A 19959-nucleotide genomic window follows, 5' to 3' on the forward strand; every position below is an offset into this window, starting at 1 on the left:
CGGTCGGGTGGGGTGTTGTGCTCATTCGTGGGGGATCGGAACGGGACGGTCTGGTGACGATGCGCGCCGGGAGGGAGAGGAGAATCAGTCGCGTACGCGTACTTCGGGCATCGTCGTTCACTCGAACGACTTTCACGAACTATCATAAAGGTTCCGTGGGGAGGGGTGCCACACGTCACGCAGAGTGGGCGGCGAGGAGTCCAGCGACGACGGCACGGGGGGTCGGCAACGTCATACAACCTCCGACACGTTTTTATCTGTCACTCGTCCACCTTCGACTACCTCCCAGACAAACTGTGTCTTGATGGGTCGCGTATCTACAGGGAGGTCACTGGAACCACCGGTCGGTCGTCACGTGACGACCACCGGTGAGTCACGTGCAAAGAGCGCGTCCGTGGCCGCGAGTCCCCGACTCGACGGACGATGCCACCATCTCACAGTGGTCTCGTCGTGTTCGGAGAGAAATAGATATACCCCCGCCGGGAGTGCATCGACCAGCTACGATGTCCCCGAACCGCCGCTCCGCCGTCGGAGCCACTGCCCTCGTCGTTTTCCTCCTCTCGTGTAGCCTCGCCGCGCTCGCGCCACCGGCCGCCGCGCAGTCGTCCTCGGTCGTCGTGACGAACGCGACACACACCCCGACCACGCCGGCCGCCGGCGACACCTTCGAGGTCCGCGCGACGGTCCGGAACCAGGCTGGTGCCGCCGGGCCGTTCACCGTCAACGAAGTCGCCGTCGAGGTCCCCGGACGCGGGCCGGCGGGGTGGTCGAGCGCGGACGACCTCGGCGTCCTGTCGCCCGGGACGTCGATGGAGGTCGGCCTGCCGGCGACCGTCGACGAACCCGGCTGGCACACGCTTCGCGTCCTCGTCTACGGACAGACCGCGACGGGCCGGGCCGTCCGCGTGACGTACCCCGTCACCGTCCAGGTCGTCGAACCACAGCGCCCACAGCTCGACGCCGAGTTCGAAGACGGCGTCGTCGGGGCCGAGTCGCGGGTGAACCTCACGGTGGCGAACGGACTCACGACCGCCGTCCGTAACGTCCAGCTCGAACTGACCGGTGAGAACGTGCGTATCGACCGCCAACGGCGCGTCCGGTCGGCCCTCGACGGCGGCGCGGAGACGAACTACACCTTCGACGTGACACCGACGCGCGCCGGCGGCCAGCGACTCACCGCGCGCCTCACGTACACCGACGCCAGCGGCGAGCGACGGACCACGGAGGAGACGTTCCGCTACGCCGTCGACCCCCTGGAACGCGACATCCGACTCGACGTGGCGACGGTCAGAGGTGGCGACCCGGCCGTCGAAGTCACCGTCGTCAACCTCGGCAACACGCGGGTCGAGGACGTCGCCGTCACCGGCGCGAGTGGGGACGCGACGCTCTCGACGGCCCTCGTCGACCGGGTCGGGCCGCGTGACACCGAGACGGTCCGGCTGAACGTGACCGACCTCGCCGCGGTCGGTCCCGAACTCACCGTCCGTGCGGCGTACGAAGTCGCCGGCGAGCGCCACGAGGCCACACGGACGGTGCGCGGGGTGTTCGTCCCCGGACGGATCGACCTCACCGGCATCGAGGTCGCACGGACGGACGCCGGGACGGTCCGTATCACCGGGACGGCGAGCAACGTCGGCACGACCGACGTGCAGGCTGTCACCGTCCGCGTCCGCTCCGGCGACGCGGTCGGCCCGGTCGACCCCGGAACGGAGTACTTCGTCGGCGCCGTCGACGCGAGCGACTTCGCGTCGTTCGCGCTGAACGCCCGGGTCGACGCCGACAACGAGACCACGATTCCGCTCGAAGTGACCTACCTCGTCGACGGCGACGAGCGGACGCGGACGGTCGAGGCCACGTACGACCCGCCGGAGACACCCGAACAGGGTGGCTCCGGGTTCCCACTCGTCGGGCTCGGGGCCGTCCTCGCAGTGGTCGTCGCCGGCGTGTTCCTGTGGAGGCGTCGCCGTGCTGCTTGAGGCACAGGACGTCACCCGGCGGTACGACGTCGGTGCGGAGGTCGTGACCGCGCTCTCGCACGTCGACTTCCGCGTCGAGTCCGGCGAGTTCGTCGCCGTCGTCGGCCCGTCGGGGTCGGGCAAGTCGACACTCCTCAACGTGCTCGGCCTCCTCGATACGCCCTCGGAGGGGACGGTCCTCGTCGACCAGGTGGACACGAGCACGCTCTCGGACGCGGAGCGGACGGCACTCAGACGCGAGACCATCGGCTTCATCTTCCAGCAGTTCTACCTCATCCCGACGCTGACGGCCCGCGAGAACGTCGCGCTCCCGCGGCTGTTCGTCGGGTCCGCCGCCGAACGGAACCGCCGGGCGGTCGAGTTGCTGACGCAGTTCGGCCTCGGCGACCGGACCGAGCACCGACCCCCACAGCTCTCGGGCGGGCAGCAACAGCGCGTCGCTATCGCCCGGTCGCTCGTCAACGACCCCGGCGTCCTGCTCGCCGACGAGCCGACAGGGAATCTCGACCAGGCGACCGGTACGCAGATTCTCCGGGAGTTTCAGGACATCACCGAAGAGGGGGTCAGCGTCATCGCTGTCACGCACGACCGACTCGTGACCGACCACGCCGACCGTGTCGTCGAACTCGTCGACGGCCGACTCGGCGAGTCTTCACGGGAGACACAGCATGTCTCGTGAGGGCGACCCGGAGGCCGTACCGGACGGAACGCCGACGTTCGCCGACCGCTTCCCCGTGCTCTCGCTGGCCGGGCGCAACCTGACGCGGACGAAGACGCGCTCGCTGCTCGCGGCGCTCGGCATCGCCATCGGCGTCGTGGCCATCGCCTCGCTCGGGATGTTCGGCTCGGCGTTCCAGCGCTCGCAGATGGAGAACATCGGGGCCATCGGCAACGACGTGATGGTCGTCCCCGGCGAGGACCTCGGGAGACAGAACTTCACCGAGACGCAGCTCCGAGAGATCCGTCGGGCTGCCGGCGGGGCGGAACTCGTCGCCGTCAAGCGCGACAGTCGGGAGGTGGGCTATCGTGGGGAGACCCAGAACCGAACGGTATACGGCCTCGCCGACCCGAACGCGCTGTACGACGTCCGACAGGGGTTCGTCCCCGACCAGTGGCGCAGTGGCGCTGTCGTCGGGGACCAGCTCGCCCGCGACGAAGGTATCCGCGCCGGCGACGCGCTGACGGTCGACGAGCAGACCTACCGGGTCGTCGCCGTCCTCGACGAGACCGGCCAGGCCGTCGTCGTCGACCCGGACGACGCCGTCCTCCTCCCGCCCGAGCGGTTCGACGAGGACACCTACGCGCAGGTCGTCGTTCTGTCGGCGTCGACGGCCGAGGCGAACGAGACGGCCGAGCGCATCCGAGAGACGATGAATGGCCGCCAGGAGCGCGTCCAGGTGTTCGAGTTCGGCCGTCTCGCCGAACAGGTCGACCAGCTCTTCCTCCAGCTGAACCTCTTCCTCGTCGGCATCGGCGCGGTGTCGCTCGTCGTCGCCGGGACGAGTATCCTCAACGTGATGCTCATGTCGACGGTGGAACGCCGCGAGGAGATCGGGGTGCTCCGGGCGGTCGGCTTCGAGAAGCGGGCGGTGCTACGTATTCTCCTGACCGAGGCGGGCATCCTCGGCATCGTCGGTGGCACCGTCGGGGCCGTCGTGAGCGTTCTCGTCGGACTGGGAGTCAACGAACTGTTCCTCGGGGACCCGCTGGCGTTCGACACGCTCAGCGTCTTCTACCTCACGGTCGCCGTCGCCTTCGGCGTCGGGTCGAGCCTGGTCAGCGGCGCGTATCCCGCGTGGAAGGCGGCGACGCTCGACCCTGTACAGGCGCTCCGGGGGAACTGACCGTCCCGGGCTCTCCGCCCGCTCCACGCCCCTTCCGTGGAAACTCGACACTCACTCACGTTCGGTTTCGTCCGAAGAGTGGCCGGGGCGGGCTCCGAACCCGCGATCTCCGCATGGCCCAGGTCCGAGGCTCGGCAGGCCCCGTAAGGCTGACGGAGGCTTCCAAGGCGGTACCGCACCGAATCTCAGAACCCTATGAGTGCGGCGCTATGTCCAGCTAAGCCACCCGGCCTCACACTGCTGTATTGCGGTCCTGCCCTTCAACCTTCCTATCCGTCACTGGTGAGACGCGTGTCATCACGCGCCGATGGCGGCCGCATCCGGGCCACGCTCGTGTCCGTCGTGTCAAGAGTGATAAACTCATCCGCGGATTTATGCTGGACGGCCGGGACGTGAGAGCCATGTCACACCCGGACATCGTCCAGTCGGCGCTCGGCGACGAGTCGGTCGCCGCACGCGTCTCTCTCGGCGACGATGCCCTGTTCGTCACGCCGACGCGGACGCTGCTGTACCGCGCCGACTCGCTGCTCTCGGACGAATCGGTCGAGGAGTTCCCCCACGGTGCGGAGCGCATCGACGTCTCCAGCGGTCGCCGCAAGGCGAGCATCACACTCGACTACGGACTCGACGGCGAGCGCTCCTTCACCGTCCCGTCGAAGGCCCTCGACCGGGCGTTGCATCCGGTGCTCGCCGGTACGCTCAACGCCTCGGGCGTCACCGACCCCGGCGAGACGGTGAAGGAGACGTTCCGCTTCTCCGAGTTGACGCTCGTCGTCACGAGCGACCGCCTCGTGAAACACGTCGGGAGCGCCGTGTGGGACGAGGACTTCGATGAGTACCACTTCGCGGACGTTACCGACTTCGCCGTCGAGGAGGGGAACGTCGCGACGACGCTCGTCCTCACCCACGACGGCCGACAAGAGCGGTTCAAGGCGCCGAGCGACCGTTCCCGGGAGGTGAGCGAGCGCCTCACCGAGGCGCTCCTGACGCACCACGACGCCGACAGCCTCGAGACGCTCCGCGAACGGTTCACCGTCGACGACGAGGAGTCGCCGTCCGCCACGATGTCGTTCGGGGAGGGACCGACGCCGCTCTCGGCGACGCCGAGCGAACGCGCCGACTCCGCGGGGGACGCTGCAGGGGGCGACGGCGGGTCGACTGACGTCGGCGGGGTCGACAGCGCGTCCGCGACGGGCACGACGGACGCCGATAGTGCGTCCGCGACGGACACGACGGACGTCGACAGCGTGTCCCCGGCCCCGACGGACGAGGCCGGGTCGGCGGAGGCTCGCGGAGAGGGGTCGTCCGCCGACGCGTCGGCGCCACCGGGAGACGAGACGAGCGCGACGGCGGCCGGCGAGTCGACTGGGCTCGACGCCATCGGGACGGGTGACCTCCTCGGCCCCCCCGGCGACGAACCGGCCGACCTCGCGGTGACACCGGACGAGGCCGGCGACGACGAACTCGCCGCGCTCGTCGCCGAGGTTGAGGCGCTCCGCGAGACCGTCGAAGCACAGAACGAACGCATCGCTCGGCAGGAGGAACTCCTCGAACGGCTCATCGCCGAACTCCGCCGGCGGCTCTGACCCGGCTCACTCCCGTCCGAGCACCTTTCGAACGCACGAGGAGCCGAACGGCCCGAGTTCGCCCGCGTCGAACTGGACGAAGTGGCCCGTGGAGAGCCCCGCCCCACAGCGGCGGCACTCGAACTTCCCCTCCCGCGTCACGACCTGACTGTCGAAGCGGACGAACGTGCCCCCCCGGCGGGTCCGGACCCGCGCGCCGTCGCGGTCGATGATGCCGCGCATCTCCGCCGTGTCGAGTATCTCGCGGGTGAGAGAGGGGTCGGTCGTCACCGTCTCGATGCGGTCGACGACGTCGGCGAGGGCGAGTTCGTCGGTCTCGAGGTGTGCGAGCAGGTCGAGCGCGAGTTCGACCCGGTCGGTTCGCTCGGTCACGTCGCTCAGTTCAGGGTGGCCATCGATAAACGTTCCGCGCCCTCAGTCGAACGTCGGGAGGACCGCCTCCTCGTAGAACTCGAAGAACGACGCCTGGTCCTCGCCGATCTGGTGGACGTACACCGTGTCGTAGCCGGCGTCGAGACACGACTGGATGGCCTGGACGTGTGCCTCCGGGTCGGGGTCCGTAACGATGGACCCCTCGCGGATATCCGCCTCGGTGACCGCCTGGGTCGCCTGCTCGAAGTGGGCGGTGGTCGGCAGGACCTGTGCGAGTTCGCCCGGGAGCGCCGAGTTCGCCCAGTACTCGTGGGCGGTCGAGACGGCCTCCGCTTCCGTCTCGGCGTAGCAGACGTGTACCTGGGTAATCGCCTCCCCGTCGCCGTCGTTCTCCCGGTAGGCGTCGAGGAGGTCACCCTGCGGACCGACCGACCAGAACCCGTCGCCGAACTCGGCCGCCGCCCGGGCGGTCTGCTCGCCGAACGCCGACACGCAGATGGGCGGGAACTCGTCGGGACGGGTGAATATCCGGGCGTTCTCGACCGTGTAGTGTGTGCCGTGGTGGTTCGTCTGCCCGGGCCCCCACAGCTGTCGAATCAGGTCGACCGCCTCTCGCAGCATCTCCAGTCTGACGTGGTGGGGCGGCCAGTGGTCGCCCGTGACGTGTTCGTTCAGCAGTTCGCCCGTGCCGACACCGAAGGAGAACCGCCGGTCCTCGAACATCGACGCCACCGTCGCCACCGCGTGTGCGACGTTCACCGGATGGATACGGAACGTCGGACAGGTGACGCCGACGCCGACGTCGATGTCGTCCGTGGCCCGGGCGACGCCGCCGAGTGTGCTCCAGACGAACGACGACTCACCCTGTGCTTCGAGCCACGGGTGGAAGTGGTCGGAGATGCCGAGGAAGTCGAACCCGGTCGTCTCCGCGCGCGAGGCCAGATCGACCAGTTCGTTCGGCCCGAACTCCTCGCTCGAGAGTGTGTAGCCGACGTCGCTCATCGGCGACTCACCGCCGCGTCCAGTCGCTCGGAAGTCGCTGTCATACGGCGGATATCGGTCGACGTGGAGCCATAAGCGACGGGCTTGTGAGGCAAGGGTGGCCGGTCGAACCGTCGGCCCGTCGAACGCGAGCGGTGGGACCCGGCGAGGTGACTGCGACACCGAGGCCCGGGCTGAACACAAGACGTATACCCAGCCGTAGAGACGGACCGCGTATGCGACGGTCACGGCTCGTCTTCGGACTCGCGCTCCTTGCGGTGGTCGCCGCGGCCGTCCTCGCGGCACCCGGGCCCGCCCTCCGGTGGCTGGCGTGGCTCGCCGCCGACCCGCTCCGGTTCGGCCTCGCGCTCTTCGTCGTCGCCTGCCTCCGCCCGCTCGTCGCCTGGCCGACGACGCTTCTCGCTGTCGCCGCGGGCTACGGGTACGGACTAGTCGGGGGGCCGTACGCGCTCGCGCTCATCACGTTCACGAGCGTCCCGCCCTTTCTCGTCGCCCGTCGACTGCGCCGGGAGTCGTGGGTCGCTGCCGCCGGCGAACGCGTCGTCTACGAGGCCGGTGACCTCCGGAGCGTGGTCGCCTCGCGCCTCCTGCCCGCCCCGTCGGACGTCGTCTCCGTCGCCGCGGGCGTCTCCGGCGTCTCCCTCCGGACGTTCCTCCTCGGCACGGCCGTCGGCGAACTCCCCTGGATGGTCGTCGGCATCCTCGCGGGTTCGTCGCTCGACTCGCTGGCCGAGGCGTCGCTCGGAGCCGTCGACTGGCGACTCGTCGCGGCGTGTGGGCTCGCGGCGGTCCTGCTCCTCGCCGGGCCACTGTACCGCGTGGCCTTCGGACGTGAAGAACCAGTCCCGGACGTCGACGCGGAGTGAGACGGTCGGTCGTGAGCGGTGTCAGATACCCGGGACGCCGAACGCGTCCGAGGTGACCAGTCCGACCTGGGCGAGCGCGAACAGCAGGATGAGTGCGACCCCCCACGCCGTCACGCCGATGCCGGCTGCGGTGCCCCAGCCGCCGGGGTACTGGAAGTTCACGACGAAGACCCACGCCAGCAGCATGAGCACCGGGCCGAGCAGCGGAATCCAGCCCAGGAAGAAGCCGACGACCGAGTAGACGAGTGCGCCGAGGAGTGCCGTCAGTGCCGCGCGGCGGTAGCCCGTGTCGCGGTCGATGATGAACTGCGCGCCGACGTGGATGGCGGCCGTCCCGACGAGGAAACTCACGAGGAAGACGAACACCGCGCTCGCGACGGCCTCGACGTCAGTGGACGCCTGGAGGACCGTCCCCGCGAACGCGTCGAGGAGCGCCGTCGTCATCGCTCCACCGTCGCCTCGGTCTCGGCCTGCCGGTCCGACTCCGACTCCGTCTCGGCTGAGCCGTTCGTGCGACGATTCGTCTCGACGGTGTTCGTCACCGGATTCCACCGGAAGTTCAGGTTCAGCTCCTCGACGTCCTTCCGGAGGACGCGTGATCGCTCGGTCACCTCGACCGACGCGTCGACGGTCTCGGGCGGCGACAGTTCGACTCGTTTGTTCCCCACTTCGACCGTCACGACCTGGGATTCACCGTCGAGTTCGTCGGCGATCGTCCGCAGGAAGTCGGCCGTCTCGCCGCGACTGGTCTCGGTATCGTAGCTCGTTCGTTCTGCCATCGTAGACCCGGTAGCGACCGTCGGCGCATCAGGAACCGGCTTGCCTGGACAAGCCCCGTGCAGCCCGATCGCCGTCCGTGGTCCGGGTCACGAGCGAGTCGCGTTCGCTCTCGGTCGCGTAGCTCGTGGGGTTCGACGGCGCCGAGAAGGGCTCGACGGCGCAGACACCTACTCGAGGAGCGACTCGCCAGTCATCGTCGCCGGCTGGTCGACGTCGACGAGTTCCAGCAGGGTCGGGGCGAGGTCACAGAGCGACCCGCCGGCTCTCAACGAGCGCCCGCCGTCGGAGCCGTCGGGGGCGAGGTACACCAGGGGAACCGGGCTGGTCGTGTGCGCCGTGTGTGGTTGGTCCGGCGTGCCCATGTCGTCGGCGTTGCCGTGGTCGGCCGTGACGAGGACGTGCCCGCCGGCGGCTCGAACGGCCTCGACGAGTCGGCCGAGTTGCTCGTCGACGGCCTCAACGGCGGCGACGGCGGCGTCGAAGTCGCCGGTGTGCCCGACCATATCGGGGTTGGCGTAGTTCAACACGAGGACGTCGGGGTCGTCGCGTTCGATGGTCTCGACTGCCGTGTCGGTGACCGCCTCGGCGCTCATCTCGGGCTGTTGGTCGTAGGTCGGGACGTCCGGCGACTCGATGATCTCGCGTTTCTCGCCCTCGAACTCCACCTCTCTCCCCCCGTTGAGGAAGTAGGTGACGTGGGCGTACTTCTCGGACTCGGCGAGTCGGAGCTGTGTCTTGCCCGCTTCCGAGAGCACCTCGCCCAGCGTGTCCTCGGGTTCCTGCGGCGGGAACGCGACGGGGAAGTCGAACGTCTGGTCGTACTCGGTCATCGTGACGAGTTCGACGTCGGGGGGATGGGTGTCGAACTCCCAGACGGGGTCGAGGTCGGCGAGCATCCGCACCAGTTGGCGTGCGCGGTCCGGACGGAAGTTGAAGAAGATTACCGCGTCGCCGTCTTCGAGTGCGGGGCCGCCCTCGACGAGCGTCGGTTCGACGAACTCGTCGGTGTCGCCGCGGTCGTACGACACTTCGACCGCCTCCACGGCCGTCGTCGCCGTGTGCTCGGCCTCGCGCTCGACGATGGCATCGTACGCGCGTTTCGTCCGCTCCCAGTTCTGGTCGCGGTCCATCGCGTAGTACCGCCCGGAGACGGTCGCCACGTCGCCCGTTCCACGGTCGGCGACGTGAGCTTCCAGGTCGGCGAGGTAGTGCCGCCCCCCGTGGGGGTCGGTGTCGCGCCCGTCCATGAACGCGTGGGTGACCGCCTCGATGCCGTGGTCGGCGGCGATGTCGACGAGCGCGTGGAGATGACCCTGCTCGGAGTGGACACCGCCGTCGGAGACGAGACCCATGAAGTGGACCCGCCCTCCGGTCTCCTCGGCGTGGTCGAACGCCGTCGTGAGCGCCTCGTTCTCCGCGAACGTCCCCTCGGCGATGGCGTCCTCGATACGAGTGTAGGCCTGTTTGACGACGCGGCCGGCGCCGATGTTGAGGTGGCCAACCTCGCTGTTGCCCATCTGCCCGTCGGGGAGGCCGACCCGCCGCCCGGAGACGTCGAGCGTCGTGTACGCACCGGCCTCGGCGAACCGGTCGAAGTTCGGCGTCGACGCCGCCTTCACTGCGTCGCGTCGGTCGTGGTCACCGAGTCCCCAGCCGTCGAGCACAACGAGCGCTGCCTGCATACCCGAGTGGTCGCCACCGACGCCTAATTACGTGTCGTTTGGCGGAGACGAGCGGCCGCGACTCGCCGGAGTCGCCGACCGGAGCCAACAGAGACTTGTGGACGGACGCTAACCCGCGTGCTACCGATGCCCTCCGAACCCGAGAACCACGACGGTGAGGGGCCGGGTGACGACGTCTCGCCGCCCCCCGACACCGACGCCGATTCGGAGTCCCGTCTGCCCGTCAGCCGCCGCGCGCTCGTCGCCGGTGCCGCCGTCGCCGGTGCCGTCGGAGTCGGTGCCGTCGGGTTCGGCGGGACCGACGGCAGCGACGGAGGCGGCGACGGAGGCGGCGACGGGGCGACCACCGACACGAGTCCGCGGCAGACCACCCCGGTGGCCGAGGACGAGGCCCGCCGACTGGCCGAGCGGTTCGCCCCGACGCTGTACTTCGGGCGGCGCGAGCGGTGGTTCCCGACCGACCCGCGGCCGTACACAACCGAGCGGGACGGCGAGACGGTCGTCGACGGCTTCGACGCGCTCGACGGGTACACGGCCGCGGCGCGCGAGACGATGGCCCCGGACCCGACGGTGTTCTACCACGTCCGCGAGTACACCGAGCGCCTCGTCGTCGTGCAGTACTGGCTCTACTCCGCGTTCGACCAGTTCTCGGTCAACTTCCACTGGCACGACTGGGAACTCCTCCAGGCGTTCGTCGACCGCCAGTCGGGCGACCCGGTGCTGTACGCCGCCCGCGCGCACTCGCGGCGGGTGCCGAACAACGAGTACCTCGACCCCGAGTCGACCCCGGCCATCATCAGCGAGGTCGGCTCGCACTCCTCGGCGCTGGGGATGAACGAGCGCCGCGACACGTTCCAGCGCGTCCCGACCGGCGGCCTCACGGCCGACGTCACCAACGGCGTCCTCGCCGTCGCGTCGGGCGAGGAGGGCCTCCCGCTCGCGTACGGCCTCCCGCGCGACGAGGGCTTCCGCCTCCCGTACGTCGTCCCGGAACTCGACGGGGCGCCGCTCACCGACCACCCGGACCTCCCGAACGTCGCCGCCGAGGACCTCGTCCCGACGGACCTGACCGTGGGGTCGTTCACCGACCGCTCGACGCCGCCGACCGACCTGCCCACGCGGGAGCGGGGTGCGGTGTTCGAACCCGAGTCGCGGGCGGCAGACGCCGAGGCGGACGAGTACTACGCGCTCGTCCCGACGGCCGAGGTAGAGGACATCGCCGCGTTCACCGGCCCGCAGTTGAGCTTCCAGTTCGCCGTTCCGGGGTTCGTCGAGGACGCCCTCTCGTCACACATCACGACGACGTCGACGCCGTGGACCCAGTCGCGGTACCGCGACCCGCTCGCGGACGTGACCGACGGGTCCCACCGCGAGGCCATCCGCGAGCGGTACGACGTCGACGCCGGTTCGTGGGGGGAGACCGTCGTCGGTCGTATCGCGGAACTCCGGCCGAGCGACGACGTCGACGTCGGCGTCACGCTCACCACGCCGCCCGTCGAGGCCGTCGTCCGACTGGCGTCAGACCCGACGGCCGCGCCGACGTTCGCCGGTGTGGCCGCCTTCGTCGACGTCCCGTCCGGCGACCACACTCTCACGGTCAACGGTCCGGGCTACGCGCCGTACGCCCAGCAGGTGCGGGTCGGTGGCGGGTCGGCCACGACCGACACGGGGGCTGGGACGACGACCGGAGCGGGGACGACGACGGCGACAGCGACGGAGACGGAGACGGAGCCGGCGACAGTGACCCAGGCGGAGTCGACGACGGAGCGCAACACGCCGGACGGGGCGGCGGGACCCGACGAGGCCGTACGTGTCGGTGCCGACGGCCGAATCGGCCTCGTGCCCAGCGAGGACGCGGTGAAACTCGAAGTCGACGCGGCGGAACGCGGCGGTGCTCGCCGGGTCCGTGTCGAGGACGACGCCGCCGGCCGCGTCTTCGACGCGCCGCCGGTCGAGAGCGAGGGACGGGCGGGCGTCTACGTCCACCGGGCGGGCGGCTACACCGTGGAGGTCACCGACGAACGGGGGGAGACGAGCGTCGAACGGGTCAACCCCGGGCCGAACCAGAACGCCGCCGAGGTGGCGAAGGCCCGGACCGGCGTCTCCGGAATCACCCGGTTCCTCGTGGAGCATCTGATCGAGACGCGAGAGACGGTCGAGCGCCTCCTCGACCGTGGAGGGGGCGGAGGCGACACCGCCCGGGGACCCGACGACGGGGAGGCCGAGACGGGCCGGAGCGACGGGGGCGACGGGGACGAACGAACGACGTCGACGCCGTCACCGAACGGCACGGCGACGCCGGCCAGTGGCACCGGCGCCGATGCCGACGCCGACGCGACCATCGAACTCGAGGTCCAGTCGAGCGAGGAGGAACCGGAAGACGAGGACGACAGAACGGCCACGCCGACGGCCGGACCCGAGTCGACAGCGACACCCGACGCGACGCCGACGGCCACGTCGACGTCGACGTCGACACCGACGGAGACGGAGACGCCGACACCGACGCCCGACCCGTCTGCCACCGGTCGGCGCGGGACGGCGTCCCGGGACGCGCTCCGGTCGGCGCTCGACGAGGCCGTCTCGCAGGCGCAGGCGGCGAACGAGTCGGCGCTCGCGAACGACGACGCGGCGACGGCCGAGGCGCTCCGGGCGCTTCGAGCGGTCCTCGAACGGCTGTCGTCGTTCGGAGGGCGCGAGGACGCCCCCCAGCCCGCAGCGCGTATCGCGGCCCGGAGAGCGGAGACGGCCGACCGGCGGGCGGCACGGGCGCTCGACGCGTTGCAGTAGGGCGACGAGAACGGCACGGTTTTTTCCGGTGGGTCCGAGAGTCGAACCGATGGCGACGGACCTCGTCCCCGAGCGATACGTCCAGGAGTATCTGGGGAACGGCCCCAGTCTCGTGACGTTCCTCGCGCTGAACGCGAGCGCCTTCCTGGTCGGCGTGAGCTTCTACGTCCACTCCGAGCCCTCGCTCGCGGACCTCCCCACGTTCCTCTACCCGCTCTTCGGCGACTCCCCGGCGGCGCTGGCCCTGGCGACGCTCTCGTTCGCGACGCTTCTCCCGAACGTCGGCCGTCCGGTCCGGGAGGCGCCGGTCAACCGCCCGCTGGCGTATCTCCACACGCTCGCGTTCGTCTGGCTCGTCAAGTACGGCCTGTGGACCGCCGTCGCGCTGAACCTCCGGCCCGAACTGTACGTCGGCTTCTCTGCGGCGGCGCTGTGGGACTACTGGGGCATCATGTTCACCCACCTGGGGTTCGTCGTCGAGGCGTTCCTCATCCCCCACTACGGGAAGACGACGCGCGGGGCGCTCGCGTTCTCGCTCGTCGCCCTCCTCGCGAACGACGTCTTCGACTACGGCTTCGGCTACTATCCGCCGCTCCGGTACGAACCCGGCCTCGTCCTGCCAGCACTCACCGTCGCCCTGTCGGTCGGCGCGGTGGCGCTCGCCGCTCGCGTCTTCGACCGGCTCGAACCGGCCTGAGCCCGGTTCGCCCGCCGTCCGGCGGTCCGTCCGCCCCGGACAGCGATTGAGTCAACCTTTTCAGCTTCAGTCGCCTACGACCGAGTAATGGACTCCGCGGTTCTTCTAGACCTCCTCGGGAACGAGAACCGTCGGCGCATCCTCCAGCTTCTGGCCCACAAGCCCTGCTACGTGACCGAGATAAGCGAGTACCTCGGCGTCTCGCCGAAGGCGGTCATCGACCACCTCCGCAAACTCGAAGACGCCGGCCTCGTCGAGTCACGGACGGACGACCAGCGACGGAAGTACTTCCACATCTCCCGCGACATCCGCCTGGAGGTGAACGTCTCTCGCTACGGCTTCGGAGCGAAGAGCGCCTATCCGGCGAGCCCGAGTCTCGACATGTCGGGGCGGTGCCCGCACGTCTCCATCGACGTCCCGACCGACTCGGACGACTCGCTCGGGACCCTCGCCCGCGAACTCGCGACGCTCGAGGACCTCGAAAACGAACTCTCGCTCGCCCAGCGCTACGTCCACGGCCGTCTCACCGACGTGCTGGACCGGCTCAACGACCGAATCGGGGCGGACTCGGACTCGCGCTTCTACGCGGAGGTGCTCGCCGCCGTCGCCACGGGCGAGCGGACCGCAGAGAGCGTTGCCAGCGAGGTGGACGCGCCACCCGCGGCCGTCGAACGCGCGCTCGGTGCGCTCGCGGAGCGCGGCCTCCTCGAAGAACGACACGACGAGTGGTACCTCACGGAGTAGTCACAGGTCGCGGGTGACACCGTCGCGGAGGTCCCGCCCGAAGTAGTGGCCGACGAGCGCCGCGAGCGCGCCGACGCCGGCACCGACGCCCGCGATTGCGACGCCGTACTCCGAGAGCAGGCGGACCGCGAAGGGGAAGAACGCCGAGGTGAGCGTACCGACGACGAACCCCATCCCGGACGCGAGCGCGCCCGCGAGACCGACCTCGACGTAGTGGCGCTCCCGTCCCACGAGGCCGATGGCGAACGCGACGACGAACAGGCCGACCAGCCGACCCACGAATCCGACGAGCGGGACGAGGCCGCCGGCGACGACGGCGACGACGGAGAGTACCAGCGCGACGAGGAACGTCCGGAGCGAGAAGAGCCCGCCGAGTCGAGCGCGGAGCGACGACTGTCGGCTGGTCGACGCCGCCGAGGCGTCGGACGAGCCGCGATCAGCTGACTGACGACGCGCCTCGGATCGAGCGTCGCCCTCGGTCAGTCCTTCGACTTCAGCGAGCAGGTCGTCGACCGACTGCTCGGACTCGTCGCTCCGTTGCATGAGTGGGTGTGGGTGCGCCCGGGGTATGGCTCTTGTGACCACGGTTAGTGCGGACGGTTGTGTTTAGGGTTGTGTCGGCTGAGCTTTCACAGGTAAGAGACTTTCCCACGGCGAAGAGGGTGATGTATCGCACAAGACGGGAAACGACCCAGTCAGGGATTTGTATCAATTGATGCCACGGAGACGGAACTGTGAGTATCGTAATATACACACAAGATAACAGTGTAAGTAAAAATAACAACTATTTGCCAGGAACACGTTGGTATGTGGGCCGTGTCAGAGAACAACAAGCAACAAGAGAGGGGAACAGTGGGGCGAACGACGCGGCGGGCGGTGCTGAAAGCGGCCGGCGCCCTGGGGGTGGCGTCGACGCTACCGATGGGAGCGCAGCGGGTGGCAGCGGCGAGTTCACCATCGCTGGAGAAGTACGTTGACTCGCTTCCGATTCCGGCGGTGCGCGAGCCCGACGGGACGATAGACGGCAGTGACTACTACGAGATACCGCTGGAACAGTTCTCTCAGAAGTTACACAGAGATCTTCCCGAGACGACACTGTGGGGCTACGACGGGCTGTTCCCCGGTAAGACCATCGAGGCCCAGAGAAACGAACCGATCAAGGTTCGGTTCGACAACTCGCCGTTGGCAACCGTCGACGGACACCTCCTCGGGGTGGACGGCCGGGTCCACGGAACGACGGCTGACGACTACGACTGGCCGCCCGGCGAGGAACCCGCGCAGTTCCCCGAGATCAGGACCGTGACTCACGCGCACGGCCTGCACGTCGAAGCGGCGAGCGACGGCTATCCCGAGGCGTGGGAGTCACCGGGAGGTGAAGTGAAGGGTCCGTTCTGGGAGAAGGCCGTGTACGACTACACGAACCGTCAGCCGGCGGCGACCCTGTGGTATCACGACCACGCGCTCGGCATCACGCGGCTGAACGTCTACGCGGGACTCGCCGGCTTCTACCTCATCCGCGACGCACGAGAGGAACGACTGAACCTCCCGAGCGGCGACTACGAGGTTCCGATCCTCGTCCAGGACCGGACGTTCAAAGACGACGGGTCGGGCGACCTGTACTACCCGGAGACGTTCGCGCCCGAGTTCGCGGGCGACACGTCAGTCGTCAACGGAAAGGTGTGGCCCCACCTCGAAGTCGAACCACGGACGTACCGGTTCCGGTTCCTGAACGGCTCGAACGGGCGGACGTTCAGTCTCAGGCTGGAGCGGAACACCGACAGCGAGGCGCTGCCCGTTCACCAGATCGGCGTCGACCTGGGGTTCCTGCCGAACACGGTCACGATTCCGAACGATTCCCTCGAGTATCTCGTCCTCGCGCCGGCCGAGCGGGGTGATGTCGTCGTCGACTTCTCGGGCCACGAGGGTGAGACGTTCACCCTCAAGAACTACGCCGAGATGCCCTACGCCGGGGAGGACAGCGGCTCGGTGGACACCGAGGACTTCCCTGGACTTCCGGAGATTATGCAGTTCAGGGTGACGAAGTCGCTCGCGGAGCCCGACACGAGCGCCAACCCGACGGCTCTCAGACTCCCGTCCGGACCGGAGTTCCGCGCCCAGAATGTACGAGAGACGCGGTACCACACCCTCGACACGGGCGAACACGACGGGATCGACACCCACTTCCTCAACGACTCGCTGTGGGACGACGAGAGCGCGGTGGTGAAGCCACAGCTCGGGACGACGGAGGTCTGGTGGCTGGCGAACACGACGGGGGACACACACCCCATTCACCTGCACCTCGTCGAGTTCCAAGTCCACGAGATCCGGCAGTTCAACTCGGGTGCAGATTACGAGGAAGACGACCCGGACCACGATGGCTTCATCCAGGCTCGTTACCGAGACGATGACCCATCAGTCACGGAGTATCTCGGTGACAAGAAGCCGATTCCAGAGAACTACGCAGGCGACAAGGACACGGTCAGAGTCGATCCGCACGAGGCGGTGGCAATCATCACACAGTTCGGCAACTTTACCGGGCGGTACGTCTGGCACTGCCACATCCTCGAACACGAGGATCAGGAGATGATGCTCCCGTACGAGGTCGTGACCGGGAGAAAGACCCCGAACCAGTCGTAGTCGTAGGTGACACGCTCACAGGCTCGTCACGTCGAGACGGGTACGGCGCACGAGCCTTCCGCCGACCGGAAGGCCGGGATTCAAGTCCGCCGCCGCGAAACCCGGGCGTATGAACCCCGGAGACCGCGTCCGCGTCACGCGCGCGGGCACGACGAACGAGGGCGTCCTCCTGCCCTCCTCGACGAGCGAGCACCTCGTCGTCAAACTCGACGGCGGGTACAACGTCGGCATCGACAGGGACGAGGCGGACGTCGACATCCTCGAACGCGACGTCCACGACATCGAGAGCGCACAGGACGGCGACTCGGTGTCCGAAATCGAGTTCGACGACGACCTCCCCACGGTGTCGCTCATCTCGACGGGCGGGACCATCGCCTCGACCGTGGACTACCGGACGGGCGCGGTGACGGCGCAGTTCGACGCCGAGGACGTCCTCCGGGCCGTCCCCGACCTGGCGGGCCGGGCGAACTACCGCGGGCGCGTCGTCGCCAACATCCTCTCGGAGAACATGGAGCCGGGCATCTGGCAGCAACTGGCGCGGGCCATCCGGGACGAAATCGAAGCCGGCGCGGACGGCGTCGTCGTGATGCACGGCACGGACACGATGCAGTTCTCGGCGGCGGCGATGGCGCTGATGCTCGACACGCCCGTCCCCATCGTCTTCACGGGGAGTCAGCGCTCGGCGGACAGGCCCTCGTCGGACAACGTGATGAACGCGGTCTGTGCGGTCGAGGCGGCGAAGAGCGACTGCGCGGAGGTGCTCGTCTGCATGCACGCCTCCCAGTCCGACACGACGTGTGCGCTGCACCTCGGCACCAGGGTCAGGAAGAACCACACCTCGCGGCGCGACGCCTTCGAGACTGTCGGCGCGCGGCCGCTCGGCGAAATCGACTACGAGACGGAGGAGATCGAGTGGCGGCGCCCGTACACTGCCCGCGGCGAGCGGGACCTCTCGCTCGCCGAGGCGCTGAACGAGGACGTCGACCTCCTGAAGTTCACGCCCGGGATGGACCTCGACCGGTACGCCGACTTCCTCCGCGACTCGGGCCTCGACGGCCTCGTCGTCGAGGGGACGGGCCTCGGCCACGTCCACACCGACCTCATCCCCACGCTGGGCGAACTGGTCGACGACGGCACCGTCGTGGCGATGACGAGTCAGTGTCTCGACGGGCGGGTGTGTGACCGCGTCTACGACACCGGCCGTGACCTCCTCGACGCCGGCGTCGTCGAGTGCGGCGACACGCTCCCGGGGACGGCGAAGGTGAAGCTGATGTGGGCGCTGGCGAACCACGACGACCCGCGGGCGGCGATGGGCGAGAACCTCGTCGGCGAACTCCAGGAACGGTCGGTCCCCTGGGAGTAGCGGTCGGCCGGAGCGACAGGGGTACGCGGCGGCAGAACTTTTTCCTCGGCCGGGCCAGAGCACGCATGGGACACCTCGAGGACGTCTCAGTCGCCGACCTCCAGCGGGCGCTCGAGCGCGTCGAGGAGAAGAAACCCACTCAGCGACTCATCACGGCCATCGCCTACAAGCACGGCGTGACGCAGACCGAACTCGCCACGTGGTACGGCGTCCAGCGGCGGACCATCTACAACTGGCTCTCCCGGTTCGACGACCGGCCCATCGAGGCGGCCGTCTCCGACGCGAAACGGCCCGGTCGACCGCGAAAGCTCGACCCCACACAGCGAGCGGCGCTGTACGCCGCCCTGCGCGACCCGCCCACGGCGGTCGGTCTCGGCGAGGAGACGTGGACCGCCGGCCTCGTCCGCGACTACGTCGCCGACCGGTTCGGCGTGACGTACTCCGTGTCGACCTGTCGGCGGCTACTGAACGAGGCGAAGGCGGACGGGGACGGAGACACAGACGCGAGCGAGTCCTGACTGCGCCGCGAACGCGGGAGGCGGATCGGGAGACGGGTACACGATATAAGTCCGCTCGTTGCTCACCCACGGACGTGACTGGTTCACCTCCTCGCTCCGCCCGGCCGGATGACCGCACCGTGGCCAACACCGACCGCCAGCGCACGCTGCGGGTGTGGAGTACGTGTGCATGAACGCGTCGGTGACCGTCAGACAGGCACGCGCGAGCGACGCGGCGGCCGTCGAGTCGTTCACGCGTGACACCTGGGCCGACCGCGAGGTGGGCGACTACATCCCGCGGGTGTTCGACGAGTGGGTCCGGACCGACGGTCCCGACCAGCGGACGTTCGTCGCAGAGACGGACGGTCGCGTCGTCGGCCTGATTCAGGCGGTGTTGCTCTCCGTCGACGAGGCGTGGACCCAGGGACTGCGCGTCGATGCCGACGTCCGTGGAGCGGAGGTCGGGTCGACGCTCAGTCGGGCGGCACAGACGTGGGCGCGCGAGCAGGGGGCCACCGTCGCCCGCGGGATGGTGTTCTCGTGGAACGTGATGGGTCTCGGACACGCCCGTGCGAACGGCTTCGAGGCCGTCACGGAGTTCCGGTGGGCACACCCGACGCCCGACGAGACGGCGACGCCCGAGTTCACCGAGAGTGCGGACCCCGCGGCGGCGTGGCGGTTCTGGACCGACAGCGACGCGCGGTCGCATCTGGGGGGCCTCACGCTCTCGACGACCGAGTCGTGGGCGCTGTGCGAACTCACGCGCGAGACCCTGCAGGAGGCGGCGGCCGACGACGGCCTGTTCGTCCTCGCCCGACGGGGGACGCGCGGCGTGGCGTTCCGGACGCGGGAGACAGACGTCGTGGGCGACGACGGCGAGTCGGTTCGGCTCGCCGAGTACGGCGTCGCCGCGTGGGACGGCCCCGAGGCGTGCGAGTCGCTCCTGCGTGCAATCGCACGGGACGCCGGGGAGCGCGGTGCCGACCGAACCCGCGTGCTGGTCCCCGAGACGGCCCGCCACGTCAGCGACGTCGCCGCCGCCCGGGTCGCCGTCGCCGAGGAACCCGACTTCGTGCTGGCGGCGGACCTGACTGACGAGACGCGGTTCGCCTGAGTCGAGCCCTCG

18 protein-coding genes and 1 tRNA gene are annotated in these 19959 nt (G+C 69.2%); 12 read left to right on the top strand and 7 right to left on the bottom strand.

Translation table 11 applies throughout. The features are described 5' to 3' along the window. Positions 1-503: 503 nt before the first annotated feature. The 3 genes from ACESK5_RS01660 to ACESK5_RS01670 are packed head-to-tail and all read left to right on the top strand — an operon-like array spanning position 504 to position 3820. On the top strand, positions 504-1976 hold the full coding sequence (locus ACESK5_RS01660; RefSeq protein WP_372909806.1) for a hypothetical protein: 1473 nt from the start codon (positions 504-506) through the stop codon (positions 1974-1976). After that, complete coding sequence (locus tag ACESK5_RS01665; protein ID WP_372909807.1) at positions 1966-2655, top strand: ABC transporter ATP-binding protein; 690 nt, start codon at positions 1966-1968, stop codon at positions 2653-2655. The genes ACESK5_RS01660 and ACESK5_RS01665 overlap by 11 nt, the downstream gene beginning before the upstream one ends. Beyond that, the gene (locus ACESK5_RS01670; RefSeq protein ID WP_372909808.1) at positions 2645-3820 is read left to right on the top strand and encodes an ABC transporter permease; all 1176 of its coding nucleotides are present in this window, start codon (positions 2645-2647) and stop codon (positions 3818-3820) included. The genes ACESK5_RS01665 and ACESK5_RS01670 overlap by 11 nt, the downstream gene beginning before the upstream one ends. A 79-nt stretch (positions 3821-3899) precedes the next feature. On the opposite strand, the gene ACESK5_RS01675 is transcribed toward ACESK5_RS01670, so the two are convergent. Next, a tRNA-Met gene (locus ACESK5_RS01675) sits at positions 3900-4052 on the bottom strand. Between the two features lie 169 nt (positions 4053-4221). On the opposite strand from ACESK5_RS01675, the gene ACESK5_RS01680 reads away from it, so the two are divergent. Next, positions 4222-5406, top strand: coding sequence for a hypothetical protein (locus ACESK5_RS01680; protein WP_372909809.1), 1185 nt, complete (start codon positions 4222-4224; stop codon positions 5404-5406). Between the two features lie 6 nt (positions 5407-5412). Here the strand turns inward: ACESK5_RS01680 and ACESK5_RS01685 are convergent, their stop codons facing one another. Next, the gene (locus ACESK5_RS01685) at positions 5413-5778 is read right to left on the bottom strand and encodes a DUF5830 family protein (protein ID WP_372909810.1); all 366 of its coding nucleotides are present in this window, start codon (positions 5776-5778) and stop codon (positions 5413-5415) included. 42 nt (positions 5779-5820) lie between these two features. After that, entirely contained in the window at positions 5821-6780 is a 960-nt protein-coding gene (locus tag ACESK5_RS01690) for a TIGR03557 family F420-dependent LLM class oxidoreductase (RefSeq protein WP_372909811.1), read from the bottom strand. 215 nt (positions 6781-6995) lie between these two features. Here ACESK5_RS01690 and ACESK5_RS01695 point away from each other — a divergent pair, with 215 nt between their 5' ends. Continuing rightward, positions 6996-7646: a TVP38/TMEM64 family protein gene (locus ACESK5_RS01695; protein WP_372909812.1), complete on the top strand. Its 651-nt coding sequence runs from the start codon at positions 6996-6998 to the stop codon at positions 7644-7646. Between the two features lie 21 nt (positions 7647-7667). Here ACESK5_RS01695 and ACESK5_RS01700 read toward each other — a convergent pair whose 3' ends face one another. The 3 genes from ACESK5_RS01700 to gpmI all read right to left on the bottom strand — a co-directional run bounded on the left by ACESK5_RS01700 (position 7668) and on the right by gpmI (position 10108). Then, the gene (locus ACESK5_RS01700; RefSeq protein ID WP_372909813.1) at positions 7668-8090 is read right to left on the bottom strand and encodes a hypothetical protein; all 423 of its coding nucleotides are present in this window, start codon (positions 8088-8090) and stop codon (positions 7668-7670) included. Next, the gene (locus ACESK5_RS01705) at positions 8087-8425 is read right to left on the bottom strand and encodes an amphi-Trp domain-containing protein (protein WP_372909814.1); all 339 of its coding nucleotides are present in this window, start codon (positions 8423-8425) and stop codon (positions 8087-8089) included. The genes ACESK5_RS01700 and ACESK5_RS01705 overlap by 4 nt, the downstream gene beginning before the upstream one ends. A 168-nt stretch (positions 8426-8593) precedes the next feature. After that, positions 8594-10108 (bottom strand): 2,3-bisphosphoglycerate-independent phosphoglycerate mutase, encoded by a 1515-nt coding sequence (gpmI, locus tag ACESK5_RS01710; RefSeq protein WP_372909815.1) that lies wholly within the window; start codon positions 10106-10108, stop codon positions 8594-8596. A gap of 126 nt (positions 10109-10234) precedes the next feature. Between gpmI and ACESK5_RS01715 the strand changes: the two genes are divergently transcribed. The 3 genes from ACESK5_RS01715 to ACESK5_RS01725 all read left to right on the top strand — a co-directional run bounded on the left by ACESK5_RS01715 (position 10235) and on the right by ACESK5_RS01725 (position 14336). Beyond that, positions 10235-12895, top strand: coding sequence for a hypothetical protein (locus tag ACESK5_RS01715; RefSeq protein ID WP_372909816.1), 2661 nt, complete (start codon positions 10235-10237; stop codon positions 12893-12895). Between the two features lie 49 nt (positions 12896-12944). After that, on the top strand, positions 12945-13592 hold the full coding sequence (locus ACESK5_RS01720) for a DUF1405 domain-containing protein (protein ID WP_372909817.1): 648 nt from the start codon (positions 12945-12947) through the stop codon (positions 13590-13592). 87 nt (positions 13593-13679) lie between these two features. Continuing rightward, entirely contained in the window at positions 13680-14336 is a 657-nt protein-coding gene (locus ACESK5_RS01725; RefSeq protein WP_372909818.1) for a metalloregulator ArsR/SmtB family transcription factor, read from the top strand. On the opposite strand, the gene ACESK5_RS01730 is transcribed toward ACESK5_RS01725, so the two are convergent. Then, on the bottom strand, positions 14337-14879 hold the full coding sequence (locus tag ACESK5_RS01730) for a hypothetical protein (RefSeq protein ID WP_372909819.1): 543 nt from the start codon (positions 14877-14879) through the stop codon (positions 14337-14339). A 273-nt stretch (positions 14880-15152) separates the two neighbouring features. On the opposite strand from ACESK5_RS01730, the gene ACESK5_RS01735 reads away from it, so the two are divergent. From ACESK5_RS01735 to ACESK5_RS01750, 4 genes are all read left to right on the top strand, one after another. Then, complete coding sequence (locus ACESK5_RS01735) at positions 15153-16973, top strand: multicopper oxidase family protein (RefSeq protein ID WP_372909820.1); 1821 nt, start codon at positions 15153-15155, stop codon at positions 16971-16973. A 109-nt stretch (positions 16974-17082) separates the two neighbouring features. Next, complete coding sequence (gatD, locus tag ACESK5_RS01740; RefSeq protein ID WP_372909821.1) at positions 17083-18336, top strand: Glu-tRNA(Gln) amidotransferase subunit GatD; 1254 nt, start codon at positions 17083-17085, stop codon at positions 18334-18336. 65 nt (positions 18337-18401) lie between these two features. After that, complete coding sequence (locus ACESK5_RS01745; RefSeq protein ID WP_372909822.1) at positions 18402-18854, top strand: helix-turn-helix domain-containing protein; 453 nt, start codon at positions 18402-18404, stop codon at positions 18852-18854. Positions 18855-19023: 169 nt separating this feature from the next. Beyond that, positions 19024-19947 carry an N-acetyltransferase family protein gene (locus ACESK5_RS01750; protein ID WP_372909824.1) on the top strand — a complete coding sequence of 308 codons (924 nt, stop codon included), beginning with the start codon at positions 19024-19026 and terminating at the stop codon, positions 19945-19947. Positions 19948-19959: the final 12 nt, after the last annotated feature.

Origin of the sequence: Salinigranum sp. (genome assembly GCF_041641895.1) — an archaeon.
Lineage (GTDB): Archaea > Halobacteriota > Halobacteria > Halobacteriales > Haloferacaceae > Salinigranum.